Below are 26350 nucleotides of genomic sequence, written 5' to 3'. Positions count from 1 at the left end.
ACATGTCGGACCTTCCCACCCTTCCCGTCACCTTCCGCCCGTCTCGCACCCGGGCCGTACTGCTCACCGCGGGCGCCGCGATCTTCGTGGTCATCACGACGGTCGCGATGCTCCTGGAGCAACTCAGCCCGGGGGAGCGGCTCAGCTTCGTCTTCACCGCGGCGCTGCTCTTCGGGGTGCTGCTGCTGCTCTCCCGGCCCAAGGTCGTCGCCGACGAGACCGGCGTCACTGTCGTCAACATCACCAGCAGGCGGCACCTGGACTGGGCGGAGATCCTCCAGGTCAACCTGCGCCCCGGTGACCCCTGGGTGTTCCTCGACCTCAGTGACGGCACCAGCCTGCCCGCGCTCGGCATCCAGCCGGGCATCGCCAAGCGGCGCGCGATCGAGGACGCCCGCGCCCTGCGTGCGCTCGCCGAGGCCCGCTCCATCGGCGACCCCGAGAAACATGAGGGCTGACTCTCAGCCTTCCACCCTGCCCTCTGGGCCCATGTCTTGATTAATCTGTTGGCGGAGGCGTTTTCGTTGCGCCTCCGTCTCTGATGTGCCACCCGGCGTTCAGAGGCTTCCTGCTACCCGAGGAGTGACTCCCTCCAGCGATGGACGGATCGTCCTGTAGTACCTGCGCCGCCCCCTCCCGACATATCGAGGCGGCGGCATGACCATCCCCCTGCTGCTCCTTGGGGCGGCGTTCCTGCTGATTCTCGCCAACGGCTTCTTCGTCGCGGCGGAGTTCGGCCTCGTCACGGTCGAGCGCCCCGACGCCGAGAAGGCCGCGGCCGACGGCGACCGACGGGCTCTGACCGTCGTGAACTCGCTCAAGGAGCTGTCCTTCCAGCTCTCCGGCACCCAGCTCGGCATCACCATCACCTCGCTCGTCGTCGGCATGCTCGCCGAACCGGCGCTCGCCGAGCTGCTGCTCGGCCCGTTCACCGCGATCGGCATCCCCGAAGGCGCCGTGTCCGGTGTCGCCGTGGTGGTCGGCATGCTGCTCGCCTCGGCCGTGCAGATGGTCATCGGCGAACTCGTGCCCAAGAACTGGGCGGTGTCCAAGCCCCTGCAGGTCGCCCGCTTCGTCGCGGGCCCGCAGCACGTCTTCTCGCGGCTGTTCCGGCCGGTGATCGCCGCCCTCAACGCGGTCGCCAACCGGCTCGTACGCGCCCTGGGCGTCGAGCCCGCCGAGGAGCTGGCCTCCGCCCGCACCCCCGGCGAACTCGTCTCGCTCGCCCGGCACTCGGCGCAGGCCGGTGCCCTGGAGCAGGACACCGCGGATCTCTTCGTACGGACCATCTCGCTCGCCGACCTGACCGCGCAGCACGTCATGACCCCGCGGGTGAAGGTCAGCGCGCTGCAGTCGTCGGCGACCGCCGAGGACGTCGTCAACCTCACCCGTGCCACCGGCCTGTCCCGCTTCCCCGTCTACCGGGAGCGGATCGACGAGATCGTCGGCATGGTGCACCTCAAGGATGCCCTCGCGATCCCCTCGCACGACCGGCGGCGCACCCCCGTCGGCCGGATCGCCCAGGCCCCGCTGCTCGTCCCGGAGACGCTGCCCGTGCAGCCCCTTCTGGAGCAGCTGCGCAGCGAGCAGCCGATCGCCGTCGTCGTCGACGAGTACGGCGGCACGGCGGGCGTGGTCACCCTGGAGGACATCGTCGAGGAGCTCGTCGGCGAGGTCCGTGACGAACACGACGGGCTGGATCTGCCCGAACTCGCGGTGGCGCCGCCCGAGGACGGACGGCCCGCGTGGGACGCCGACGGCAGCTGCCGGGTGGACATTCTGCAGCGTATAGGCCTCGATGTGCCCGAGGGCCCCTACGAGACCGTCGCGGGGCTCGTCGCCGATCTGCTCGGCCGGATCCCGGCCCCCGGCGACAAGGCCGAACTCCCGGGCTGGCGCCTGTCGGTGCGCCAGGTCGGGCACTACCGCGCCGAACGCGTCCGCCTGGTGCGGACCGTGCCCGCTGCGGAGGCCGTCCGATGAGCCTGCTTCAACTCCTGTTCGCCGGGCTGCTGGTGCTCGCCAACGGCTTCTTCGTCGGCGCCGAGTTCGCGCTCGTCTCCGTACGGCGCAGCCAGATCGAACCGCTGGGGACGGCGCGGGCCCGACAGGTCCTGTACGGCCTCGAGCGGCTCCCGCAGATGATGGCCGCGGCCCAGTTCGGCATCACCATCTGCTCGTTGACGCTCGGCGCGGTCGCCGAGCCGACCGTCGCCCATCTGCTCGAGCCGGTCTTCGAGGCGATCCAGCTGCCGGACGGGCTGATCCACCCCCTCGGGTACGTCATCGCGCTCGCCTTCGTCGTCTTCTTCCACCTCGTCATCGGCGAGATGGTGCCGAAGAACCTGGCGATGGCCGCGCCCGAGAAGACGGCGCTGTGGCTGAGCCCCGGCCTGGTCGCCTTCGCGCGGCTGTGCCGGCCGGTCACCGTCGCCCTGGGCGCCTGCGCCCGTCTGATCCTGAAGCTGTTCCGTGTGGAGCCCAAGGACGAGGTCGAGGCGGCCTTCACCAGTGAGCAGCTCAACCGTCTGGTCGAGGACTCGGGCCAGGCGGGCCTGCTGGAACCGGAGGAGCAGGAGCGCCTGGAGGACGCCCTGGAGCTGGGTTCGCGCCCGGTCACCGACGTCCTCCTGAACCGCGATTCCCTGGTGACCGTGGGGCCCTCGGTCACTCCGGGCCAGGTCGTCGCGCTCACCGCGCGCACCGGGTACTCCCGGTTCCCCGTGGTCGCCGAGAACGGCGCCTTCATGGGCTATCTCCATGTGAAGGACGTACTCGATCTGGAGGAGTCCGAGCGGGCGGTGCCGCAGCAGATCTGGCGCCCGATGACGACCCTGCGGTGCGAGCTTCCGCTGGACGACGCGTTGACCGTGATGCGTCGTGCCGCGACGCACCTCGCCCAGGTCGCCGACGCGTCGGGCAAGGTCCTGGGGCTCGTGGCCCTGGAGGACGTCCTGGAGCTGCTGGTCGGCGAGGTACGCGACCCGGCCCACCGGGAGGCTCCTCCGCTGCGCGTCTCGGAACCACGCCCGAGCGAGACGCCGGAAGAGGCGCTGGCGAGCTGACCCACGCGCAGTTCCCCGCGGGCCTTCAAGGGGCGCGGGGAACTGCGCAATCTTTTCGCGGGGGTCTGGGGGCGCAGCCCTCAGGGACGGGACGGGCAGGGGCGGAGGGGGCGAAAGCCACCCCCGGAGCCGCCCCCGGTCACATCGTCGACGGATCCTGCGGCCCCCGCCCCGACAGAACCTCCCCGTACGCCTGCATCAGATCCGGCAACCGCAGTGTCGACAGGTCGTCGCGGGACAGCGTCCCGGGATAGAGCGACAGCCGAAGGTCGCGGTACGCGCAGCTCTTCTCGTACAGCGTGCGCAGAAAACGTCCGTTGCCGAGCTCGTCGATCCACCCCTGGTCGACCACATGCCCGGCGATCGAGCGCAGCTCGTCCAGCGCCTCCTCGTCCCACACGTCGCCGTTCTCCGCGGCCAGCACCTCGCCGATGGAGGTGAGTTCGAGGGGCCGGTAGGAGGGGAAGTCGACGCGAGTGGTGAAGCGGGAGGAGAGGCCGGGGTTGGCGGCCAGGAGGCGGTCCATGCCCTCCGGGTAGCCGGCGAGGATGACGACGAGGTGGTCGCGGTTGTCCTCGGCCCGCTTCAGAAGTACCTGCAGGGCCTCGTCGCCGTATGCGTCGCCCTTGCCGTATCCGGAGTTGGACAGCGAGTACGCCTCATCCACGAAGAGGACGCCGCCGATGGCCGAGTCGATCAACTCGTTGGCCTTGACCGCCGTCTGGCCCAGATACTCGCCGACCAGGTCCGCCCGCTGCGCCTCCACCAGATGGTCGCCGCCGAGCAGCCCCAGCGCGTAGAAGACCCGGCCGAGGATGCGGGCCACGGTGGTCTTGCCGGTGCCGGAGGGGCCGGAGAAGACGAAGTGCCGCTTCGGCGGCTGGACCGGGAGACCCTGCCCGGCGCGCAGCCTCGCCATGTTCAACTGCGCGGACAGCGCCTTGACTTGGCGCTTCACGGGCTCCAGGCCCACCATGCGCTCCAGCTCGGCGAGCGCCTCTTCGAGTAATGCGGGGTCGGTCGGCCCGGCGGGCAGCGGCTGCACCGGCAGCACGGCCTTCTCGCGCACCGCGTCGGTCTCCGGAGGGAGCCCGCCCGGTGGCGCGAGATCGGGTTCCGAGAGCTTCAGGTCCCGCCCCTCCGCGCCGAACAGCGGATCCACACCGTCCGGGCCGTCCATCACGTCCTGCCCGACTCCGGCGAGCGTGATCGCCGCCAGGTCGGCGGCGGCATCGTCGTACCCGTCGCCCTCGGAGATCGCCGCGAGCCGCGCCGAGGTGTCCATGAAGGAGGGATCGACCCGGTGCACCGCCCGGTACAGGGGCAGCGCGGCGGCGGACCGCCCAGTGCCCTCGTGCGCCCGCGCCAGCCAGTACCGCAGCTCCTTGCGCTGGGGCTGCTCGCTGCGACAGCGCATCAGCGCGGAGGACAGGAGCGGCTCCGCCTGGCCGTACATCTCCAGACGGACCCGGGCCATCCCGCCGAAGAGGCCGGCTTCTATACCCAGCATGGGATCGTCGATCAACGGATCGGTGTGCCGGACCAGCTGCTCCCAGTCCTTGACCAGATAGGCGCGGCACGCGTGCAGGAACCGTACCTGGGGGTCCGCGTCGACGGGCGGCAGACCCGCGAGCGCACGGTCCAGCTCCGGGACATGACGCCCGTCGAGCCAGTGCGAGGCGTGCGCGAGCAGTAGATCGCGCGGGCTCTCCAGCACGGGCTGAACCCACCAGCCCAGCCAGTACCAGGAGTTGAGGGTGCGCCGATGCCTGGTGCGCTGCTCCCCGAAGCGGTCCCGGTGCCGGAACATCCGCAGCAGCGCGGTCGTCGTGTCCACCCGGAGCGCGTGCAGTCCGAGCCAGCCGTCCGCCATGCCCGGGTCCATCCGGACCGCGGCGCGGAACTCCTCCTCCGCCTGCGGATAGGCCCCCATCGTGTAGGCATCCACACCTCGCATCCAGGCGAGGTCGGCCGGGGCCTCGGGGCCCTGCGTGCCGAAGTCCATCACGTCCCCCACAAACCGTGCCCCCGATGGTCAGGGAGTGTCTCGTCGATCAGGACACGCCCTCGCCGCCGGGCCGGTGCCCGTCGGCAGCCTTGGTCGAACCGCCGTGCCACGGACGGGAGTTGCATCGGTGCGCAGAGCAGCCGTCCGAAGGTCGCACCGAGAGGCATCGTACCTGCGGTGCATACGCGGACCGTAGAGTGCCGCCACACCCCGTTCCACGAGGTGGGAGCAGATGGGGCGCACTTCGCACGGTAACCGAGGGTGAGCGAATCACGGCGCGCAGCGCCCGGAAAAGGAGGATGTGGGCAGAACGAAGCCCCCGATCACGGGGGAACAACCGGGGGCTTCGCGACTGCGGGCGGCTTCGAAAGACCGCACATTCAGAACGTAAGTCCTGTACGGCCCCCCGGTCAAGCCGAGTTGAAGCACTGACGGAACTTCTCATGTAGGGGTCTTCACAAGTTCAGCACATTGCGGATGGCCCGTCACCGTGAGTGATGGCGTGATCCGCTCCTGGGGTCTCAACAGGCCCCGGCAGCACCTCGTACCCCTCGGGACACTGCTGTACCAGAAGATCGGCGAACGGTCTTGAGGGGTCCTTGGCGAAGTGTTGGCGCTCGGCGCGGACCCATCCGGCCCAGAACTCGCGCTGCGCCTCTCCGTCCCGCAACCGCCCGCGCGTCCACGCTTCGCTGCGCGGCAACTCCATCCACAGCAGTCGAGCGAGGAACGGGCGCAGCGCGCGGCGACCGGCGCCGACGCCTTCCAGAAGGATCACGGGCGCGGGCGGCAGCGCGCGGGGCGGCCCGAAGCTCCGGGCGATCCAGTCGTACGGGGTGTAGTGCGCGGTCTCACCCCGGCGCAGCGGCTCGACGACCTGGGGCAGCAGTCGCTCCGTCCAGGCGAAGAGCTCCTCGTGCGTCGCGATGTCGTCGAGGTGCAGCACGGGCGCGTCGTCCAGTGCCGCCGCCAACTGCCCGGCGAATGTGGTCTTCCCGGAGCCCGCGTGCCCGTCGACGGCGATGAGGCGGGCGGGGCCGCAGGAAGGCGGCAGTCGGCGCAGCTGCGCGGCAAGGTCGTGAATGGGGCTTCCCCGGGTGCGATGAGATGTCGGCATATTCCTGGGGAACATTCTATCCGGATGGTGTCCGCGGCGTATCCATGGGTACCGAATAGTGTCGCATTGAACTATTCATTGAACAATCCTCAAGAACTCCTTTCGTTCCCTCCATAGCCGTGGACGAAGCGAAACCACTATTTCGTAAATGCCGTTCCGGTTCCCCTTGATGCTGAGTAGGGTGCCTGTTGCGCAACTGCGAAGCGTCGCACGGGGATGGACAGGGGAAGATGGCCGCGGGGTTATTCGAGGGGCAGTATGTGTGGCATCCGGCGGCCGACGACCGCAGACTCGCGAGCGTCTGCGTGGATGTCCGGGCCGGCCGCTATCTGAGCGCCCACGAAGCCCTGACGGAGACCCGCGGAGACTTCGGGCTGCGTGCACATCGTTCCCTCGTCCTGGCTTCCGAGGCCGCCGACTCCGATCTCGCCGAACGCTGGCTTGCCGAGGAGCCGGCCCCCGAGGCCGCGCTGATGTGGGCACGCGTGGCCGTGCTGCGGGCGCTGCGCGCGGCGGACGCCAAGGACGACCGGGCCGAGGCTCTGGAGCGCATCGCGCTGACCGCGTGCGACCGGGCCGCGACCATGGCCCCCGCCGATCCCACGCCGTGGGTCGCCAAACTGGCCATGGCCCGGCTGCACGACCTGCGCGACCCGGCCCCGCAGGGCCTGCTCACACAGCCGCCGGGCCCCTGGCAGCTGTTCTCGCACATCCTCCGCCTCGATCCCTGGAATCGTGAAGGCCACCATCGCTTCCTGGCGTTCTTCTTCACGCGGTACGGCGGCTCGGTGAACGCCGCCTGGGACGTCTCCGCCTTCCTGAGCCAGCGCGCCCCCGCATCCTCGCCGCTGCGGCTGCTTCCGCTGGTGGCCCTGGTGGAGAGCTACAACTCCTCGCAGCTTCTCGTCGACCGCACCTGGGAGCAGCCCCAGTGGCGTTCCACCGCGCTCGCGATCTATCAGAACTGGCTTCCCGAGGTGCCGGGCTACCGCTTCACGCCGGTGCTCGACCTGGCGTATCTGGCCCACGCGCTGTTCATGGCCCAGCGCGAGTTCGAGGCGCGCGCGGTCTTCATGGCCATGGGGCCCTACGCCTGCCGGATGCCCTGGAATGTGTTCGGCGACCCCGAGGAACAGCTCTCCCGCGCCCGCCGCTCCTGCGGCCTGCCCGTGCCGGGAGCCGCCTGAGCCGGCCCGGACCGACCGTCCGGCCCTCGGGCCGGCCTCCCGGCCACCCCGGCCTTCCGGCCACCCCGGCCTTCCGGCCACCCCGGCCTTCCGGTCAACTCCCACAGAAAGGTCAGTTGTGTCAGAACGGATATCGGCCCCGCGCGCGAAAGGTCACGCCGGCGAGGATTCCGCCGCGCTCGACGACGACGCGACACTTCATGCGATGGGATATCCGCGAAAGCTCACACGCCGATTCCAGGCGTTCGACAATTTCGCGATATCCTTCACCATCATCAATATCATCTCGGGAATCTTCTCGTCCTTCGGATTCGGTATGAATGCCGGTGGTCCGCGCATTCTCGTCTTCGGCTGGATCGGCGTCTCCGTCATGGTGCTGTTCATCGGCGCAGCCATGGCGGAGGTGGCTTCCGCCTATCCGACCAGTGGGGCGCTCTATTTCTCCGCCGGAAAGCTGGCCAAGCGCCACAAGGGTGCCTGGTCCTGGTACACGGGCTGGCTGAATTTCGTCGGCCAGGTGGGCGGCACGGCCGCCACCGGATACGCGGCCGCCACCTTCATCCAGGCCTTCATCGCCCTGCAGTGGCACTCGTACGAGCCGACCGCCCAGCAGACGGTCGTGATCACGGCGCTGATCATCGTGCTCCAGGGTCTGGCCAATACCTACACCGTGCAGTTGGTCGCCCTGCTCAACCGGATCTCCGTGTGGTGGCTGCTGATCGGGCTCCTGGTGATCGTGAGCACACTGATCGTGATGCCCGACGACCATCAGTCGGCCTCGTTCGTCACGCATTTCGTGAACAACACCGGTTTCACGAACGGTCTTTACGGAGGGATGCTCGGCCTGCTGGTCACCAGTTGGACCTTCACGGGCTTCGACGGCAGCTTCCACATGTCCGAGGAAACGGTGCGGGCCACGGTCAACGCGCCCAAGGGGATCACGCGGGCGATCGGCTATTCGGCGATCACCGGACTGATCCTCATACTCGCCCTCGTGTACAGCATTCATGACTATGACCAAGTGGCGAGCTCTTCGGCGCCGCCCGTGCAGATTCTCATCGATGGGCTTGGCATGGGCACGGCGAAGGCCATCCTGTTGATCGTGATCGGGGCCATGCTCTTCTGCGGTCTGGCCAATCTGACCAGCAACACCCGGCAGATATTCGCCTTCTCCCGCGACGGCGCGATGCCGGGCTCCCGCTGGTGGCACTCGGTCTCGCCGCGCACCCGTACCCCCGTCAAGGCCGTCTGGCTCGCGGTTGCCTGCTCGCTGGTCCTTGTCGTCCCCGGCTGGTGGTCGCACACGGCCTTCACCGCCATCGTCAGCGTGAACGTCGTCGGGCTCTTCCTGGCCTACGCCGTGCCGATCTTCCTGCGGCTGCGGCTCGGCGACGAGTTCCAGCCCGGCCCGTGGCACCTGGGCCGCTGGAGCAAGGCGGTCGGCTGCGTGGCCGTGATCTGGATCCTCGCCAGCAGCGTGATGTTCATGCTGCCGCAGGTGTCGCCGGTCACCGGCGACACCTTCAACTACGCGTCGATCGCCCTGGCCGCAGTGCTGATCATCGCCACGGTGTGGTGGTTCGCCACGGCACGCCGCCGCTTCCAGGGGCCGGTCAGCTACGGGCGGCCCGACGAGGTCGCGGCGATGGACCTCATCTGACGGCCCGTCCTCGACCCCGGTACACGCGGCACCGCCGCACCGGGGTCGAGGCCTCGCAGGTCATGCCAGTGGTCCCGACCAATATTGGTGGGTGCGGCGCGGGCCGAAGTGCTGGCAGAAGTCGGTCCCCGGCGTCCATAGTTGGCCCACGGCGATGCACCGGACAACGTCTGAACTCGCCGCTTGCAGCCGTGCGCCTGAACCGTCGCTTCCGGACGAACTGGGGGTCACCCACCCATGACCAGAGCTTCAGAGCCGTCCCGCAGAGCCGTCCTTGCCGCAGCGGTCGCCGCGGCGGCCGCCGGTGCCGCGGGACCCGCGGCCGCGGCCACCCCGGCCGGGTCGGCGGAAGCACCCTCATCGCTCGTGGACAACCGTGCCTGGACCTCGTACACCGACTGGCGGAGCGGCAGCGCGCAGGGCACGCGGGCCGTGGCGGGCGTCCGTCCTGGCCTGGTGATCGCAGCCCCGGCCGGCACCATTGACTACCCGGACCCGCACACCGGTAAGACTGCCACCTGGGAGTACGCGACCTGGACTTCCCCGGTCCACCGGCTCGCGGTCCCGTCCACCGAGGCCATCGCCTCCTGGAACGCGGACACCCCGGTCGGCACCTGGCTCCAGGTCGAGCTGACGGGCACGTACTCCGACGGCACGGACACCCCCTGGTATGTGATGGGCCGCTGGGCGGCCGGCGACCAGGACATCAGGCGGACCTCCGTGGACGATCAGAGCGACGGCAAGAGCAGCATCTGGACGGACACCTTCTCCATCGGCGACGCCGCCTCGGGCCTGCGCCTCGTCTCCTACCGGCTGCGGCTGACCCTCTACCGCACCCCGGGCACCCGGATCACGCCCACGGTGTGGCGGCTCGGCGCGATGGGCTCCGACATCCCCGACCGCTTCACCGTCCCGGCCTCCACGCCGGGCCTCGCCCAGGAACTGGGTGTCCCGCGCTACTCGCAGGAGATCCACGCGGGCCAGTACCCCGAGTACGACAACGGCGGCGAGGCCTGGTGCAGCCCCACCTCCTCGCAGATGATCATCGAGTACTGGGGTCGCAAGCCCACCGCGGAGCAACTGGCCTGGGTGAACCCGGACTACAGCGACCCGCAGGTGTGCCACGCGGCCCGCTTCACGTACGACTATCAGTACGCGGGCTGCGGCAACTGGCCCTTCAACGCCGCCTACGCGGCGACGTACAAGGACCTCCAGGGCGTGGTGACCCGCCTCGGCTCGCTCACCGACCTGGAGACGCTGATCGCCGCCGGCATCCCGGCCATAACGTCCCAGTCCTTCCTCAAGTCCGAGCTGACGGGGGCGGGGTACGGCACCTCGGGCCACCTGATGACCGTCATTGGGTTCACCGCGGACGGCGATGTCATCGCCAACGACCCGGCTTCGCCGAGCGACGACGCGGTGCGCCGCGTCTACAAGCGGCGTGAGTGGGAGAACATCTGGCTGCGGACCAAGCGGTACAACGCCTCAGGGAAGGTCGTCTCCGGCACGGGGGGCGTCTGCTATCTGTACTTCCCGGCGCATCCGTCGGCGCGGCATTGCGAGGCGCTGGCGGCGGTAGGGGTTCGCTGAAGGAAGGCGGCCCCCCGTGCAGGGCCCGCCCGCCCGCTCAGCTCTGGACCGGGTCGACCACCCAGTCGGGGTGGTTCGGCATCGGCGGGGTCTTCGCGCCGTACAGCCACGGGTGCAGGAAGCTGTCGAGGTCCTGGCCGGAGACCTTCGACGCCAGGTCGATGTAGTCCTGCGTGCCGGCGGTCTTTCCGCGGTACTTGGTGACCCAGGAGCGCTCGATCTTCCCGAACGTCTCCTGGCCGACCTTCTCGCGCAGCGCGTACAGCACGAGCGCCGAGCCGTCGTAGCGCATGCGCTTGAAGAGGTTCGGCTCGGTCGGCTCGGCCGGGGCGCCGTAGTCGTGGCGCCACTGGTCGTGGCTCGCGTACGCCGTCTTCATGGTGTCCTCGAAGCTCACGCCGCCGTGCGCCTGCGAATACAGCCGCTCGTAGAAGCGGGCGTGGCCCTCGCTCAGCCACAGGTCGGACCAGGTCTTGATGCCGACGCTGTCACCGGTCCACTGATGGGTCAGCTCGTGGACCAGGTTCCGCTCGGCGCTGACCTGGTCGCCGAGCAGGTCGGCCTTGGGGATCAGGGAGAGCGTCTGCGTCTCCAGGGCCACGCCCAGGTCGGTGTCGCCGACTAGGAGGCCGTACCGGTTGAAGGGGTACGGGCCGAGCCGCTCCTCCAGCCAGGCGATGTGGTCGGCTGTGAGCTTGCGGTACTGCTCGGTCGATGCGACCAGGTCGTCCGGGACCACGTCGCGGATCGGCAGCCCGTGCGGGCCCGCGCCGTCGACGAAGGTGAACTTGCCGATCGCCAGCTGTGCGAGTTGCGTCGCCAGCGGCTGTTCGGAGTCGTACGTCCACTTCACGCGCCCGTCGGCCTGCTCGGTGCGGTCGGTGAGCTCGCCGTTGGCGACGGCCTTGAGGCCCGGCGGCGTGGTGATGCGGAAGGTGATCGGCGCCCGCTGGCTCGGGTGGTCGTTCGACGGGAAGATCATCTTGGCGCCGTTGGGCTGCGGATACAGCACCGTGCCGTCCGGCGTGGCAATCCAGCCGTAGTCCTCGATGGCGTCGTCGCGGTGGCGTATCCGGGTCGGATCGGCGGTGTAGGTGACCTTCACGGTGAAGGCCTTGCCCTGGGCGAGGGGCTTCGCGGGGGTGATCACCAGCTCGTCGCCGTCGCGCTCGGCGGCGGCCGGTTTCCCGTTGACGGTCACCGTGTGCGGGGTGTTCCCGGCGAAGTCCAGGTCGAAGCGGGACAGCGCCTGGGTGGCGGTCGCGCTGATCGTCGTGGCGGCCTCGAAGGGCGTATTCGGCGCCTGCCAGTCGAAGTCGAGGAGATAGCGGTCGACCTTGTATCCACCGTTGCCGTCGAGCGGGAAGATCGGGTCGCCGAGGCCTGCCGCTCCCGGGGACGGGGCGCCGGCCGCTGCATGCGAGGACGGGGAGGAAGCGGCTTGCGAGACCGGACCCGTTAAGGCGGCTGTCACGGTGATCGCCGCCACCAGGGCCGGGCGAGCTCTGCGGCGAGGCGTCCGGAACGTGCTCATCAGGGACCTTTCGGTTGACTGACCGCTGTCGTGTGAGGAGACGCACAGCTCCCTCGCATCGTTGTGGAAATCCCGCGGCATTCGAAGCACGTCGAAATGATCGGCGCTCGTGGCGTGACCAAGGTCTCTACCGCGGGAACCCGCTTCGATGGCAAGGTGGTCGAGTCGGTGGGGAGCCGATGTGAGGCGGGGGGACCACACCGCACCACTACGTCAGCGAGATGCCATGACCGCGACCTCCGCCACCGCCACCCGTCTTCGTGCCCGCACCGGCGGCCCCAAGGACGACGGCCCCAAGATCCTCGAACACGTCGCGGGCTGGACCTTCGTCGTGGTCCTGGCCATGCTCGTCACGCAGCTCGGCCTGCTGTGAGCTGAGCCCCGCAAGGCGGCCCTCCGGAAGGCGACGCCCTCGCGATCGAGGCAGTCGATCGGAGTCGAACAAGCAGGTGGCACAGGTCTGCCATACTGCCGGTGTCCCGCCGGCAGTTGGAGACCAGGTCCGAAATTGAATAATAGTCAACAGCGCGGTGTCGACCGTCCACGGGCGCGCGGCACCGACCGCTCACTGGCACGCCGCGCCGAACTCATCGCCATCGGACGGAAGTTGTTCGCCGACACGTCGTACGACGCGCTGTCGATGGACGACATCGCACGGCAGGCACATGTCGCCAAGGGGCTCATCTACTACTACTTCAAGTCCAAGCGCGGCTACTACCTCGCCATCGTCGAGGACTCGGTCGCGGACCTGGTCTCCCGGGCGGCCGGCGGCCTCGAACTGCCCCCGGTGGAGCGGGTTCACCGCACCATAGACGGCTATCTGCGCTACGCCGAGCACAACCAGGCCGCGTACCGCACGATCATCACCGGCGGAGTCGGTTTCGACACCGAAGTGCAGGCCATACGTGAGGGCGTGCGCGAAGTCATCGTCGAGACCATCGCCGAAGGCGCGTACGGCAGGCGCAAGATCGCGCCGCTGCCCCGCATGGCGCTGCTCGGCTGGCTCTACAGCGTCGAGGGCGCCACTCTGGACTGGATCGGCCACCCGATACTGCCGCGCGACACCATGCGCGAGCTGCTCGTGAAGATGCTGGGCGGCGCCATGCGTGCCGTCGAGGAGCTCGACCCCTCCTACCCGGCCCCGCCGGACGCACGCCGCGACGCATGAGCGAGGGGCGGGGATCGTCACTGACCCCTGCCCCGAAGCCCTTGCGGATATGGCTAGTTGATCGACTTGATCAGCTCGCCGTTGGAAGTGTCACCGCTCAGCTCCCAGAAGAACGTGCCGCCCAGGCCCTGCGTGTTCTTGTAGCTCATCTTGCCCGCGATGGTCGACGGAGTGTCGTAACTCCACCAGCTGTTCCCGCACTTGGCGTATGCGGTGCCGCCGACCGTGCCGGTCGCCGGGCACTTCGCCTTGAGCACCTTGTAGTCGTCGATGCCCTGTTCATACGTTCCCGCCGCCGGACCGGTCGCCGTGCCACCCGGCGCCGCCTGTGTCACACCGGTCCAGCCGCGTCCGTAGAAGCCGATGCCGAGCAGCAGCTTGGAGGCAGGGATGCCGAGGCCCTTGAGCTTCGCGATCGTCGCAGAGGTGTGGTAACCCGCCTTCGGGATACCGGTGTACGAGTTCAGCGGCGAGTGCGGGGCCGTCGGTCCGGTCGCGTCCCAGGCGCCGAAGAAGTCGTACGTCATCGGGTTGTACCAGTCGACGTACTGCGCTGCGCCCGCGTAGTCCGCCGCGTCGATCTTGCCGCCGGCGGTGGCGTCGGCCGTGATCGCCGCGGTGACCAGGTTGCCGCTGCCGAACTTCGCCCGCAGCGCTGACATAAGGTTCTTGAACGCGGCCTTGCCGCTGGTGTCGCAGGTGTTGCCGCAGGCGTTCGGGTACTCCCAGTCGATGTCGATGCCGTCGAAGACGTCCGCCCACTTGGAGTTCTCGACCAGGTCGTAGCAGGACTGGGCGAATGCGGCGGGGTTCCTGGCGGCCTCGCCGAATCCGCTCGACCAGGTCCAACCGCCGAAGGACCACAGCACCTTGAGGTTCGGGTGCTTCTTCTTCAGCTTGCGCAGCTGGTTGAAGTTGCCGCGCAGCGGCTGGTCCCAGGTGTCGGCGACGCCGTCCACGGACTGGTCGGCCGTGTACGCCTTGTCGGTCGCCGCGTAGGAGTCGCCCATGGCGCACTTGCCGCCGGTGACGTTGCCGAACGCGTAGTTGATGTGGGTCAGCTTGGTGGCCGAGCCGGAGGTCTCGATGTTCTTGACGTGGTAGTTCCGGTCGTAGACGCCCCATTCGGTGAAGTAACCGACGACCTTGGAACCGGCCGCGGCGGCCTGCGGGGCGCCGGTCTTCGCGGTGGCGGTCGCCGTGCCGGCGCCGGCCAGCAGCCCCGCGCCGAGGACGGCGCAACAGGCGGCGGACAGGAGTGCCCGCAAGCGGGCGCGGGGGCGGTGCGTACTGAGCATCGGGTGTCTCCTCGTGGGGGAGAGGGGAACGCGCGCCGTTTGGCATGAACGCGGTAAGGCGTGAGGGGAGAGTAGGAGGACTAGACCAGTGCGTCAATGGTTCGGACCAATTTCCCTTTCTTTTAGTAAGCGGTCGTTAACTGGTGACGCGATGCCTCCGATCGGGCATACTCACAGCGCCACAACCGCTGATCAGCAGCTTCCGTAACCCGGAAGGGGAGCATCGGCTGAGGCCCGTGAGACCCCGGCGGAGCCGCCCCACCCAGGCGTGCGTCCGCCGATGTGCCCGACAGGGAGGAGAGCGTCGCCATGCCCGACCGCGCCCCGCAGCCGGTGGACCGTCAACTGCCCACGGACGAGGCCCGGGATCTGATCTCGCTCGTCCGCGACATCGCGCAGCGCGAGATCGCCCCGAAGGCGGCCGAGGAGGAGGACGCCGGGCACTTCCCGCGCGAGGTCTTCAGCCTGTTGTCCGAGTCGGGTCTGCTCGGGCTGCCGTACGACAGCGAGTACGGCGGCGGGGATCAGCCGTACGAGGTCTACCTCCAGGCCCTCGAAGAGCTCGCCGTGGCCCGTCTCACCGTCGGTCTCGGCGTCAGCGTGCACTCCCTCGCCTGTCATGCCCTCGCGAACTACGGCACCAAGGAACAGCAGGTCGAGCACCTGCCCGCGATGCTCGGCGGCGGCCTCCTCGGCGCGTACTGCCTCTCCGAGCCGTCCTCCGGTTCGGACGCCGCCTCGCTGCGGACCAAGGCCGTACGTGACGGTGACGACTGGGTGATCACGGGCACCAAGGCCTGGATCACGCACGGCGGCATCGCCGACTTCTACACCGTGCTCGCGCGCAGCGGAGGCGACGGTCCCCGCGGCATCACGGCCTTCCTGGTGCCCGGTGACGCCGAGGGGCTGAGTGCCGCGCCGCCCGAGAAGAAGATGGGCATGAAGGGCTCGCCCACCGCCCAGGTCCACTTCGACGGGGTGCGGGTCTGCGACGACCGGCGCATCGGCGACGAAGGTCAGGGCTTCGCCGTCGCCCTGTCGGCCCTCGACTCCGGGCGGCTGGGCATCGCGGCCTGCGCCATCGGTGTCGCCCAGGCGGCCCTCGACGAGGCCGTGTCGTACGCCACCGGCCGACAGCAGTTCGGGCGGCCGATCTCGGACTTCCAGGGGCTGCGCTTCATGCTCGCCGACATGGCGACGCAGATCGAGGCGGGCCGGGCGCTCTATCTGGCCGCGGCACGGCTGCGCGACGCGAGCCGGCCGTTCTCCAAGGAGGCGGCCATGGCCAAGCTGCTGTGCACGGACACGGCGATGAAGGTCACCACGGACGCCGTCCAGGTACTCGGTGGCTACGGGTACACGGCCGACTTCCCGGTCGAGCGGTATATGCGCGAGGCCAAGGTCCTCCAGATCGTCGAGGGCACCAATCAGATCCAGCGGATGGTCATCGCCCGTCACCTCGCGGGTCCCGACTCGCGCTGAGCGGCCCGGCGCTGCGTGGGTCGGGACCCGCGCCGAGTGGCCCGTCGCCGCGTGGGTCGCGGCTCGTGTCGAACTGCCCCTCACTCCGTGGGCCCCGGCCGATGATGAACTCCCCGTACCCGTAGATCGGCGAGGGCGCCGCCAGCCGGACCCACTCCGGGTCGTGGCGCCCCGGCAGCGTGCGTCCGCGATCGGCCCAGGTGCGCATCAGGGCGCGGTAGATGGGGGGATCCTGGGCCGGGGCCGGCCCCTGCCGAACCGATTCTGCCGGAGCGGGGACGATGATCCGGCGCCGACGCACGGTCCCAGAATATGTGGGGGTCATACCAGGGCAACGCGTCGGCGGGTGGCAGGTCACCCGCCCGCGGATTCGAGAGTGAGTTCGCGACGGGCCCGTACGGGGGCTCCGTCACGCGGTGCGATATCTGGCTCCGGACGATTATCTGACGTACCGTCAACTTCGCCGTTCGGGCCTGCACCCCTCCGGGCGGCGTCAACTGCCGTGCGTCCAGGGAGGCTTGCCGTGCCCGACGACCGCCCCGTTGCACTCGACGAGTACCCCGTGCACCAGGTGCCCCTGTCCATGAAGCATGTCGCGACCGGCGACCGGAACGCATACGATCGCTGCATCTTCCACGTCCTGGACCACCAGGGCCGGGCGCTGCTGATCCTGGGCCTCGGCGTTTATCCGAACGTCGGAGTGATCGACGCGTACGCCACCCTGCGCGTCGGCGACCGCCTGCACGCGGTACGGGCGTCGGACGCGCTCGGCGACGACCGGATGAACCTCACCGTAGGACCGCTGCGGATCACCGTGGAGGAGCCGCTGCGCCGCCTGCGCCTCGAGTCGGACGACGACACCCTGTCGTACGACCTCACCTGGTCCGCCGACTTTCCGGCGCTCTGGGAACCGCACCACATCCAGCGCCGCGGCGGTCGGCTCACCCTGGAGGGGCGCCGCTTCGTGCAGGCGGGCGGCGTCGAGGGGATCATCCGCGTCGACGGCGATGAGCTACCGGTCTCGGCGGGCGAGTGGACCGGCACCCGCGACCGCAGCTGGGGTGTGCGCCCGATCCCGGGGGAGGAGGGAAGCCTCCTCGCGGAGGACAACCCGACCGAGGGTTTCCACTGGCTCTGGTGCCCGGTCCGGTTCGAGGACCGCTTCCTGATGGTCGTCACCCAGGAGGACGCCGACGGCTACCGCTCGCTCAACGACGCGACAGTCGTACGCCCTGGGGTGCGCGACCTCCAGCTCGGCTGGCCCCAGGCCGACATCACTTATCGCCCCGGCACCCGCCACCCCTCCTCCGCCGTCATCCACCTCATGGATCCGGTGGACCGCAAGCCCCTGGAACTGGGCGTGGAGGTGCTGGCCTCGTCGCCGCTCGCGGTCGGGGCGGGCTATCCGCCGGCCGACGACTGGCAGCACGGTACCTGGCGCGGCCGCGGCTGGACCGACCGGCGCGTCTATGACCTCTCCGACCCGGCGGCGCACCCCCTTGCCGCGTACGGGGTGATCGACCATGCCGCCCGCTTCACGCTGGACGGGCAGGTCGGCTACGGGATCTTCGAGCACGGCTCGTTCGGCCGCCACGACCCGAGCGGCTTCACCGGTTTCGACTCGGTCGCGCCCTGAGTCCCCGTGGGGCCTTGAATCCCGTTCACGCCTTGATTGGAGTGGTGGCATGGCCACGGCACCGCGCCCCCGTACGACCACACGTGATCCGCAGGAGCTCGCACAGCGGCTGACGGCCTGGCTCGCCACGCGGCTGCCCGGCGCCACGGCGGAGAACGTCACCGTCCCCGCGTCCAACGGAATGTCCAGCGAGACCCTGCTCTTCGACATCGAGCACCCCGAACCACCTCTGCGCACCTGTGCGTTGAGACTCGCGGCGGACCCGGCGGCGTACACCGTCTTCCCCGTCTACGACATGCCGCGGCAGTACCGCACGATGCGCCTCGTCGCCGAGCGCACCGATCTGCCGGTGCCGCGCGTGCTGTGGTTGGAGGAGGACCCCGGGCCCCTCGGGGCGCCGTTCTTCGTCATGGAACGGATCGAGGGGCGTGTGCCCCCGGACGTCATGCCCTATACGTACGAGGGGAATTGGCTGCACGCGGCGAGCGACGAGGAGCGTGAGCGGCTGGAGGTGGCCTCCACCGGGCTCCTCGCGCGACTGCACGACCAAGTCCCGCTACGAGAGGCCGACTTCCTGGCGCTGCCCGGCGACGGCAGCCCGCTGCGCCGTCACGTCGCCGCCCAACGCGTCTACTACGAATGGGTGGTTGACGGGCTGTCGCGTTCGCCTCTCATCGAGAGCGCCTTCGACCGGCTCGACCACCTGTGGCCGCGCGACGAGGGCGAGGCGGTGCTCAACTGGGGCGACGCGCGCATCGGGAACGTCATCTACGACGGATTCGAACCCGTGGCGGTGCTGGACTGGGAGATGGCGGCGCAAGCCCCGCGCGAGGTCGACCTCGGCTGGACGGTCTATCTGCACCGCTTCTTCCAGGACCTGACGGTGAGCTTCGGCCAGAGCGGACTGCCCGACTTCCTGCGCCGCGACCGCGTGGAGCGGCGGTATGCCGAACTCACCGGCCACGTACCGCGCGACATGGATTTCTACACGCTGTACGCCGCACTGCGGCACGCGATCGTGATGCTCCGCGTCGCCTATCGCCAGGCGCACTTCGGCGAGGTCGCCGTACCGCCGGACCCGGACGCACTGATCCTGCACCACAGCAGCCTGCGGGCCATGCTGCAGGGCAGCTACTGGGAGGGACCGGGCGTCGGTCGGTGAGGGCGCGGGCCGGTCAGGCGGCCTGGCGCCGCATCTCGGGGACCCGCATCGGGCGCGAACCCGGGCCGCCGACGTGCGAGAACGGCTGCGTCCGCCAGTCGAGGCCCTGAGGGAGCGTCAACAGGAGCGCCGTGTCCTGCTCCTGGAGTTCGGCGGACTCGTCCGCGGCCTGTGCGTCGGCCGCCGTGCGGCCCGTACCGGAGCAGACCGTGAGCCCGAACGGGTTCCACGGCGAGGCGCACAGGGCGTGCTCCGGCAGGACCTCCTCGTCCGCCAGCAGCGCGATGGGCTGCGCGCAGTCCGGGCAGATGACCCGGTACATCTCGAAGGTGTCGTACCCGTCGAACTCCTCGCCGTCCAGGGCGTCCGGTTCGACGCCCTCCGGCTCGGGTTCGAGAACGGGCTGCTGCCGCTTGGACGCGGTACGACCAGGGCGCTTAAGACTCTGCATGGCTTTCTCCCCCTCGGGTGGGCCGACAAGGCGCTGCGGCCTCGACCACAGCAAGCACTTCCCGTCCGGTCTTTGCGGTAATCACGAGAACATCACGGACCTGGTTGTGGCGCTGTGGCGTTCGTCACATGCCGTCCGCAGGTGCCCGGCGTGGTGGATTTGTCCCCCGGACGGCTCACAGGAGGCTCTCTGCCACATCACAAACCGGGTATGACCTGCGCCGGTCAGGTATCCGGGGAGATCAAGGGCCCTGTAGGTTCTTGCGCCATGGAGGAGCTGGACCGACAAATTGTGCAGCTGCTCGTCGCAGACGGGCGGATGAGTTACACCGACCTGGGCAAGGCCACGGGCCTGTCCACGTCCGCCGTGCACCAGCGGGTGCGCCGGCTGGAGCAGCGCGGCGTCATCCGCGGCTATGCCGCTGTCGTGGACCCCGAGTCCGTGGGGCTGCCCCTGACCGCCTTCATCTCGGTGAAGCCGTTCGACCCGAGCGCACCGGACGACATCGCGGAACGCCTCGCCGGCGTCCCCGAGATCGAGGCCTGCCACAGCGTCGCGGGCGATGAGAACTACATCCTCAAGGTGCGCGTCTCGACCCCGCACGAACTGGAGGAGCTTCTCGCCCGGCTGCGCTCCCTCGCGGGCGTGTCGACCCGCACGACGGTGGTGCTGTCCACGCCGTACGAGGCACGGCCGCCCCGCATCTGACCGCGGCTGCCGTGGGCAATGGTTCCGCGAGGCGACGGGGGCGCCCCCGCGCGAGCGAAGCAGAGCGTGGGGCGGCGTGGGCACGGCCGGCAGCGCCGGGCACCCCGCAAACGTGCCCCAAGTGCGGCACCCGGGGGCTCGGGCGGGAAACTGTCCGTTATGAGTGAACGCACCGCCCCATCGAAAACGGTCCTGCTCCGCCGCGGCGAAGTCCACAGCCCCGCCGACCCCTTCGCGACAGCGATGGTCGTCGAGCGCGGGCAGGTCGCCTGGGTCGGCTCCGAAGGCGCGGCCGACGCCTTCGCGGACGGGGTCGATGAGGTTGTGGACCTCGAGGGTGCCCTGGTCACCCCGGCGTTCACCGACGCACATGTGCACACCACCTCCACCGGGCTCGCGCTCACCGGCCTCGACCTGTCGGACACCACCTCCTTGGACGCGGCCCTCGCCCGCGTGCGCGACTTCGCCGCCGCCCGCCCCACCGACCGGGTCCTGCTCGGCCATGGCTGGGACGCGGCCCGCTGGTCCGGTGGCCGCCCTCCGACGCGCGCCGAGCTCGACGAGGCGACCGGCGGGCGCCCGCTCTACCTCTCTCGTATCGACGTGCACTCCGCCGTGGTCACCACCGCACTCCTCGACCTGGTCCCCGGGGTCACCGCACGCGCCGGATACTCGCCCGACGGATCGCTGACCCGCGACGCCCACCACGCGGTCCGTGCCGCGGCCCTGGGCGCCGTCAGCGGTGAGCAGCGCACCAGGGCCCAGCGTGCCGCGCTCGCCCACGCCGCCTCGCTCGGCATCGGCTCCCTGCACGAGTGCGCCGGCCCCGAGATCTCCGCCGAGGACGACTTCACCGGGCTGCTGCGGCTCGCCGCCGAGGAGCCGGGCCCCCGCATGGTCGGTTACTGGGCTGAACAGGACGTCGACAAGGCCCGGGCACTCGGCGCGATCGGCGCCGCGGGCGACCTCTTCGTCGACGGCTCGCTCGGCTCGCACACCGCCTGCCTGCACCAGCCGTACGCCGACGCCGAGCACACCGGCACGGCCTACCTCGACACCGCGGCGGTTGCCGCACATGTGGTGGCCTGCACCGAGGCGGGCCTCCAGGCGGGCTTCCACGCCATCGGGGACGCCGCGGTGACCTCCGTGGTCGAGGGCGTGCGCGCCGCCGCCGAGAAGGTCGGCCTCGCCCGTGTCCGAGCCGCCCGGCACCGCGTCGAGCACGCCGAGATGCTCGCCCCGGAAACGATCGCCGGATTCGCCGAGCTCGGTCTCACCGCCTCCGTGCAGCCCGCCTTCGACGCGCTGTGGGGCGGCGAGGGCGGCATGTACGCCCAGCGCCTGGGCGCCGAGCGGGCCCGCACGCTCAACCCGTTCGCGGCCTTGCTGCGCACCGGCGTGCCGCTCGCCTTCGGCTCCGACAGCCCGGTCACGCCCCTCGACCCGTGGGGCACGGTCCGTGCCGCCGCCTTCCATCGCACGCCCGAGCACCGGGTGTCCGTACGCGCCGCGTTCACGGCGCATACGCGTGGCGGCTGGCGGGCGATCGGACGGGACGACGCGGGTGTCCTGGTGCCCGGCGCGCCCGCCGACTACGCCGTGTGGCGCACCGCTGAGCTCGTCGTGCAGGCCCCCGACGACAGGGTCGCGCGCTGGTCCACCGATCCCCGCTCCGGCACACCCGGGCTGCCGGATCTGACCCCGGGGAACGACCTGCCCGTCTGTCTGCGCACGGTGGTCGGCGGACGGACGGTGTTCGTACGGCCCAACGAGTGATGTCCTGGGGTGGCGCCGTCCCCTTCATCGCCGGCCGCCGCGTCGCGCGACCTGCGTATCCTCCGCACTGACCAGGTGATCGGGGGGAAAGCAGCAGCTCAAGCGGCTGTTGACAGCTGGCCTCAGGTGGCCGGTAGGTTCGGCCGGGTCCACCACCGGACGTCCGACCGGGGAACTTTCCGCGCGGCCTCGAAGTGCCGCTGGGTCAGGGGTGGTGTGCCGCACCGGCGCACCACCACTGGGAGCCAGGCCCAGCGCCCGTGCAACGAGGCGAGGGAACGTTTCCGACAAGTCGGCAGGTGTGACCCGGGTGGGGCCCGGACGTTCAGTAGACAACGGCTTTCGGTCGATCCGCAGCCAGCGGGTCCCTGGTCGGCCCGAAGGGCGCCGGGCCCCGATCCGCAGCACTCGATTTCCGCAGCTGGAAGCACACGATTTCGCCACCGGGTGCCCCGTCTTACCCGGCTCTTGGCGAATCGACACCTCCGTACTGACACGGCGACGCAACAGCGCAGGTTGAGCGCACTATGGTGGACCCCTGCGTATGGACACGAAGGGGCAGCAGTGAACGACGGCGACGGGACCCTCGCGGCAGGAGCCCAGGGGAGGCAGTTCGGCCCGCTCGGCACGGCCTTGGTGATCATTCCGACCTACAACGAGGCGGAGAACATCAAGAAGATCGTCGGCCGGGTGCGCGCCGCCGTGCCCGAGGCGCACGTCCTGGTGGCCGACGACAACAGCCCCGACGGCACGGGCAAGCTGGCCGACGAGCTGGCCGCCGAGGACGATCACGTCCAGGTGCTGCACCGCAAGGGCAAGGAAGGCCTGGGCGCCGCCTACCTCGCGGGCTTCCGCTGGGGCATGGAGCACGGCTACGGCGTACTCGTCGAAATGGACGCCGACGGCTCGCACCAGCCCGAGGAGCTGCCCCGCCTGCTGACCGCCCTCAAGGGCGCCGACCTCGTGCTCGGCTCGCGCTGGGTGCCGGGCGGGCGGGTCGTGAACTGGCCCAAGTCCCGCGAGTTCATCTCCCGTGGCGGCAGCCTGTACTCCCGCGTCCTGCTCGACGTGCCGATCCGGGACGTCACCGGCGGCTACCGGGCCTTCCGCCGCGAGACCCTCGAAGGACTCGGCCTCGGCGAGGTCGCCTCCCAGGGGTACTGCTTCCAGGTCGACCTGGCCCGCCGCGCCGTCAAGGCCGGCTTCCATGTCGTCGAGGTCCCCATCACCTTCGTCGAGCGGGAACTCGGCGACTCCAAGATGAGCCGCGACATCCTCGTGGAGGCTCTGTGGCGGGTCACCACGTGGGGCGTGAGGGAGCGGGTCGCGCGGATCACTGGGCGCAAGCCGTCCTGACGTCGCGCGGGCCGCAGGCTGTCCTGACGTCCTACCGTCGGCGAGTCCTTCTGACGCCGGTCTCGATCCGCAGCTGCCGTCGGCGTTCCCACAGCAGGTGTTGATCATCCGCTTATCCCGTACTGAGCTGCGCCCAGGCACACTGGGAGCATGACGACTGGCGCTCCGACTCCCACGTACCCCGCCCGCCCGCGGCGCTCGCGGCTGCGCACCTTCCTGCCGCTCGGCATCGCCGCGTGGCTGGTGCTGGAGATCTGGCTGCTGACCGTGGTCGCGGGCGCGGCGAGCGGCTTCACGGTCTTCCTGCTGCTGGTCGCCGGGTTCGTCCTCGGCGGTGTGGTCATCAAGCGGGCCGGACGCCGGGCCTTCCGCAACCTCAGCGAGACGCTGCAACAGCAGCAGAGCGGCACCGCCCCCACGACCGGGGGCGGCGACGGCAACGGTCTGATGATGCTCGGCGGTCTCCTTCTGATGATCCCCGGCCTCATCTCGGACGCCGTGGGCCTGCTCCTGCTGATCCCGCCGGTCCAGAAGGTCCTCAGCCGCTACGCCGAGCGCACCCTCGACCGCAAGATGCGCGAGGCCGCCCCCGGAACCTTCGGCGACGCCTTCCAGCAGGCCCGCATCCACCGCCCCGACGGCAAGGTCGTCCAGGGCGAGGTCATCAGGGACGAGGACCTGCGGGGCCCGGCTTCGGAGCCTGGCACGCACCCGCCGCTGAACCGCTAGTGCCGCGTCAGCCAGGGTTTGCCCGTTGAGGAGCGGCGTCCGGTGCGTGCTCTGGGGGTCCCCCCGGCCGAAGGCTGGGGGAGTGCCGGCCGGAAGTCCTCGTACTGGATGTACTTGGGCTTTCGGCCGGTGCGGCGAGTGGGGGCACCTCCCACGTCCTTGAGGCAGTGGGGGAGCGTGCCGGGCGTCGCGACGGGGCGAACCTCGGCTGACGCGGCCCTAGTCCTCAGCCCGACCCTGCTTCTTCTCGGCCTGTCTCCGGGGGTCCAGCCCCCGGAGACAGGCCGTGCCATGACGCCGGGCTGAACGCGGACGCCGCACGGAACGCGCGAAACCGCGAGCACCGGTACACAAGGTGTACGGCGCCCGCGGTCACGTGCGTGCGTTGTATGCCGCCCAGCCCCCGGAGGGACTACGCGGACTTGCGGCTGTCTCGCGGGTGTACCGCGATGTTCATCGCACCGGAGCGGAGTACGGCCAGGCGCTCCTCCAGGACCTCTTCGAGCTCCTCGCGAGTGCGTCGCTCCATCAGCATGTCCCAGTGCGTGCGCGCGGGCTTCGCCTTCTTCTCCTCAGGGCCGTCGCCGTCCACGAGAAGTGCCTGGGCCCCGCAGACCTTGCACTCCCACTCCGGCGGAATTTCGGCCTCCACCGAGAAGGGCATCTCAAAACGGTGCCCCTTCTCGCATGCGTACTCCACGGCCTGGCGCGGAGCCAAGTCGATGCCGCGGTCCGTCTCATAGCTGGTCACTACGAGGCGTGTGCCGCGAAGAGCTCGCTCACTCATGAATCGTGCCTCCCGGGCTTGTCGCCCACAGGACAGGTGTCGCTGTCGTCGTCATCCGGTCAACGTCCGGTCGGCGGTAAAGATTCCCGTTCCGGGTCATGCGTCGCCGTCGTAGCCGCCCCTTGTTGTACCCACCGGCGCCCGGTTTGTCACATCTGGCAGCAGATGTCACCCAGCGTTTCAGTATCTTTGACGCGCAGTAACGGTACGCCTGGCAGGCCAAACGCGTACACTACCGGCCTTTGGCCTCGGGCGCTAAATCCTGTCCGGTACGGGATTGCCCGCGTCGCGCACCGCCCGGCGCACCGGAACCCGCGCGAGCAGCACGAATCCGATGACGAAGAAGGCCACGAGCGAGATGATCGCGTCCCGATAACTTCCCGTCAGCTGGTAGGTCAACCCGAAAAGAAGGGGACCCAGCCAGCTCATGCCGCGGTCGCTCATCTCGTACGCCGAGAAGTACTCGGCCTCCTTGCCGCTCGGCACGAGATGCGAGAACAAAGAGCGCGACAGCGCCTGGCTGCCGCCCAGGACGAGGCCGATGCCGGCGGCCAGGACGAAGAACCAGACGGGCGCGCCGGCAGGCAGGAAGTACCCGGCGCCGAGCGTCACGGTCCAGGCGACGAGCGAGCCGAGGATCGTCCGTTTCGCGCCGTACGTCCGCGCCAGCCGTCCCATCCCGAGCGCGCCCCCGACCGCGAGCACCTGGACCAGCAGCACGGCGACGATCAGGGTCGACTGGCTGAGACCCAGCTCCTCCGATCCGTAGACGGAAGCCTGCGAGATGACCGTCTGGATGCCGTCGTTGTAGACGAGGTACGCGAGCAGGAAGGCGAGCGTGAGCGGTTTGCCGCGCATGTCCCGGACCGTGGCCGCCAGCTGCCGCCATCCGTGCACGGACGCCGTCCCGGCAGCGGCCGCAGGGCGATCGCGCAGCTGCTTGAGGGGGACGAGGGTGAAGGCGCCCCACCAGATGCCGGCCGAGGCGAGACAGATGCGGACGGCCGTCGACTCGGAGACGCCGAAGCTGTCATGGGCCGTGAACAGGATCAGGTTCGCGACCAGCACCAGCGAGCCCGCCGCGTAGCCGAAGGCCCAGCCCCGGGACGAGACGGCGTCGCGCTCCTCGGGCGGAGCGATCTGGGGCAGATAGGAGTTGTAGAGGACCATCGACACCGCCACCGAGGCATTGGCCACGATCAGCAGCAGGCCGCCCAGCAGATAGCGGTCCCCGTTGAGGAAGAACATGCCCGTGGTGGCCGCGGCGCCCATGTAGGCGGCGGCCGCGAGCAGTGGCTTCTTGCGGCCCGTGCGGTCGGCGGCCGCGCCCGCCATCGGCATCACGAAGATCGACAGGATGACGGAGGCGGAGACCGCGTACGCGAAGAAGGACCCGGCGCGAACCGGGATGCCCAGGGGGTGCACGAAACCGTCCGCGTCCGCCGCGTGCTTGGCGACCGACGTCAGATAGGGGCCCAGGAAGACGGTCAGCACGCTCGTCGAGTAGACGGAGCACGCCCAGTCGTAGAAGTACCAGCCGTGTTGCTCGCGCCGCCGCTCGGCGGCCTCGTCGGCCGGCTGTGCCCGCACGGTGTCAGTGCCCACCCGTGCCCCTCGCTTCCCCGTGAACGGACCG

The 26350-nt window shown here is 69.8% G+C and carries 22 protein-coding genes; 15 read left to right on the top strand and 7 right to left on the bottom strand.

The genetic code is table 11. The annotated features are described in order from the left end of the window. The first annotated feature begins 2 nt into the window (after positions 1-2). From OG390_RS08960 to OG390_RS08950, 3 genes are all read left to right on the top strand, one after another. A complete protein-coding gene (locus OG390_RS08960) occupies positions 3-458 on the top strand; it encodes a PH domain-containing protein (RefSeq protein WP_406166484.1) in 456 nt (151 codons plus the stop codon). Positions 459-657: 199 nt separating this feature from the next. Beyond that, the gene (locus OG390_RS08955; protein ID WP_406166483.1) at positions 658-1983 is read left to right on the top strand and encodes a hemolysin family protein; all 1326 of its coding nucleotides are present in this window, start codon (positions 658-660) and stop codon (positions 1981-1983) included. After that, positions 1980-3065, top strand: a complete 1086-nt coding sequence (locus tag OG390_RS08950; RefSeq protein WP_406166481.1) for a hemolysin family protein — start codon at positions 1980-1982, stop codon at positions 3063-3065. Before OG390_RS08955 ends, OG390_RS08950 begins: the two co-directional genes overlap by 4 nt. A gap of 139 nt (positions 3066-3204) precedes the next feature. On the opposite strand, the gene OG390_RS08945 is transcribed toward OG390_RS08950, so the two are convergent. Both OG390_RS08945 and OG390_RS08940 read right to left on the bottom strand, forming a co-directional pair. After that, positions 3205-5070, bottom strand: coding sequence for an AAA family ATPase (locus tag OG390_RS08945; RefSeq protein ID WP_406166480.1), 1866 nt, complete (start codon positions 5068-5070; stop codon positions 3205-3207). A gap of 466 nt (positions 5071-5536) precedes the next feature. Then, complete coding sequence (locus OG390_RS08940) at positions 5537-6190, bottom strand: uridine kinase (RefSeq protein ID WP_406166478.1); 654 nt, start codon at positions 6188-6190, stop codon at positions 5537-5539. A 230-nt stretch (positions 6191-6420) separates the two neighbouring features. On the opposite strand from OG390_RS08940, the gene OG390_RS08935 reads away from it, so the two are divergent. The 3 genes from OG390_RS08935 (at position 6421) to OG390_RS08925 (ending at position 10627) form a co-directional block, all read left to right on the top strand. After that, positions 6421-7377, top strand: a complete 957-nt coding sequence (locus OG390_RS08935) for a hypothetical protein (protein ID WP_406166476.1) — start codon at positions 6421-6423, stop codon at positions 7375-7377. Positions 7378-7495: 118 nt separating this feature from the next. Further along, on the top strand, positions 7496-9037 hold the full coding sequence (locus OG390_RS08930; protein ID WP_406166474.1) for an amino acid permease: 1542 nt from the start codon (positions 7496-7498) through the stop codon (positions 9035-9037). Between the two features lie 237 nt (positions 9038-9274). Next, complete coding sequence (locus OG390_RS08925) at positions 9275-10627, top strand: peptidase C39 family protein (protein WP_406166473.1); 1353 nt, start codon at positions 9275-9277, stop codon at positions 10625-10627. A gap of 37 nt (positions 10628-10664) precedes the next feature. On the opposite strand, the gene OG390_RS08920 is transcribed toward OG390_RS08925, so the two are convergent. Then, a complete protein-coding gene (locus OG390_RS08920; protein WP_406166471.1) occupies positions 10665-12161 on the bottom strand; it encodes a M1 family metallopeptidase in 1497 nt (498 codons plus the stop codon). A 226-nt stretch (positions 12162-12387) separates the two neighbouring features. On the opposite strand from OG390_RS08920, the gene OG390_RS08915 reads away from it, so the two are divergent. Beyond that, positions 12388-12534 (top strand): SCO1431 family membrane protein, encoded by a 147-nt coding sequence (locus OG390_RS08915; protein WP_189188089.1) that lies wholly within the window; start codon positions 12388-12390, stop codon positions 12532-12534. Between the two features lie 135 nt (positions 12535-12669). Further along, complete coding sequence (locus OG390_RS08910; protein ID WP_406166469.1) at positions 12670-13329, top strand: TetR/AcrR family transcriptional regulator; 660 nt, start codon at positions 12670-12672, stop codon at positions 13327-13329. Between the two features lie 53 nt (positions 13330-13382). Here the strand turns inward: OG390_RS08910 and OG390_RS08905 are convergent, their stop codons facing one another. Beyond that, positions 13383-14627, bottom strand: coding sequence for a glycoside hydrolase family 18 protein (locus OG390_RS08905; protein ID WP_406166467.1), 1245 nt, complete (start codon positions 14625-14627; stop codon positions 13383-13385). Between the two features lie 309 nt (positions 14628-14936). Between OG390_RS08905 and OG390_RS08900 the strand changes: the two genes are divergently transcribed. The 3 genes from OG390_RS08900 to OG390_RS08890 all read left to right on the top strand — a co-directional run bounded on the left by OG390_RS08900 (position 14937) and on the right by OG390_RS08890 (position 18907). Then, complete coding sequence (locus OG390_RS08900) at positions 14937-16109, top strand: acyl-CoA dehydrogenase family protein (protein WP_406166465.1); 1173 nt, start codon at positions 14937-14939, stop codon at positions 16107-16109. 523 nt (positions 16110-16632) lie between these two features. Then, positions 16633-17745, top strand: coding sequence for a hypothetical protein (locus OG390_RS08895; RefSeq protein ID WP_406166463.1), 1113 nt, complete (start codon positions 16633-16635; stop codon positions 17743-17745). Positions 17746-17794: 49 nt separating this feature from the next. Further along, on the top strand, positions 17795-18907 hold the full coding sequence (locus OG390_RS08890) for a phosphotransferase family protein (protein ID WP_406166461.1): 1113 nt from the start codon (positions 17795-17797) through the stop codon (positions 18905-18907). A gap of 13 nt (positions 18908-18920) precedes the next feature. Here OG390_RS08890 and OG390_RS08885 read toward each other — a convergent pair whose 3' ends face one another. Next, positions 18921-19358: a hypothetical protein gene (locus tag OG390_RS08885; RefSeq protein ID WP_406166459.1), complete on the bottom strand. Its 438-nt coding sequence runs from the start codon at positions 19356-19358 to the stop codon at positions 18921-18923. A 267-nt stretch (positions 19359-19625) separates the two neighbouring features. Between OG390_RS08885 and OG390_RS08880 the strand changes: the two genes are divergently transcribed. From OG390_RS08880 to fxsA, 4 genes are all read left to right on the top strand, one after another. Then, positions 19626-20066: an Lrp/AsnC family transcriptional regulator gene (locus OG390_RS08880; protein WP_081223282.1), complete on the top strand. Its 441-nt coding sequence runs from the start codon at positions 19626-19628 to the stop codon at positions 20064-20066. Positions 20067-20225: 159 nt separating this feature from the next. Continuing rightward, complete coding sequence (locus tag OG390_RS08875; protein WP_406166457.1) at positions 20226-21842, top strand: amidohydrolase; 1617 nt, start codon at positions 20226-20228, stop codon at positions 21840-21842. Positions 21843-22406: 564 nt separating this feature from the next. After that, positions 22407-23198 (top strand): polyprenol monophosphomannose synthase, encoded by a 792-nt coding sequence (locus tag OG390_RS08870; RefSeq protein WP_406166455.1) that lies wholly within the window; start codon positions 22407-22409, stop codon positions 23196-23198. Between the two features lie 150 nt (positions 23199-23348). Further along, positions 23349-23927, top strand: coding sequence for an FxsA family membrane protein (gene fxsA / locus OG390_RS08865; protein ID WP_406166453.1), 579 nt, complete (start codon positions 23349-23351; stop codon positions 23925-23927). A gap of 412 nt (positions 23928-24339) precedes the next feature. Here fxsA and OG390_RS08860 read toward each other — a convergent pair whose 3' ends face one another. After that, positions 24340-24714, bottom strand: coding sequence for an RNA polymerase-binding protein RbpA (locus OG390_RS08860; protein WP_003977404.1), 375 nt, complete (start codon positions 24712-24714; stop codon positions 24340-24342). A 255-nt stretch (positions 24715-24969) separates the two neighbouring features. Next, positions 24970-26319, bottom strand: coding sequence for an MFS transporter (locus OG390_RS08855; RefSeq protein ID WP_406166451.1), 1350 nt, complete (start codon positions 26317-26319; stop codon positions 24970-24972). Positions 26320-26350: the final 31 nt, after the last annotated feature.

It is taken from the genome of Streptomyces sp. NBC_00996 (assembly GCF_045162675.1).
In the GTDB taxonomy this organism is placed as follows: Bacteria; Actinomycetota; Actinomycetes; order Streptomycetales; family Streptomycetaceae; genus Streptomyces.
Note: the sequence above shows the minus strand (reverse complement) of the source record. Positions and strands in the feature narration are given on the sequence as shown.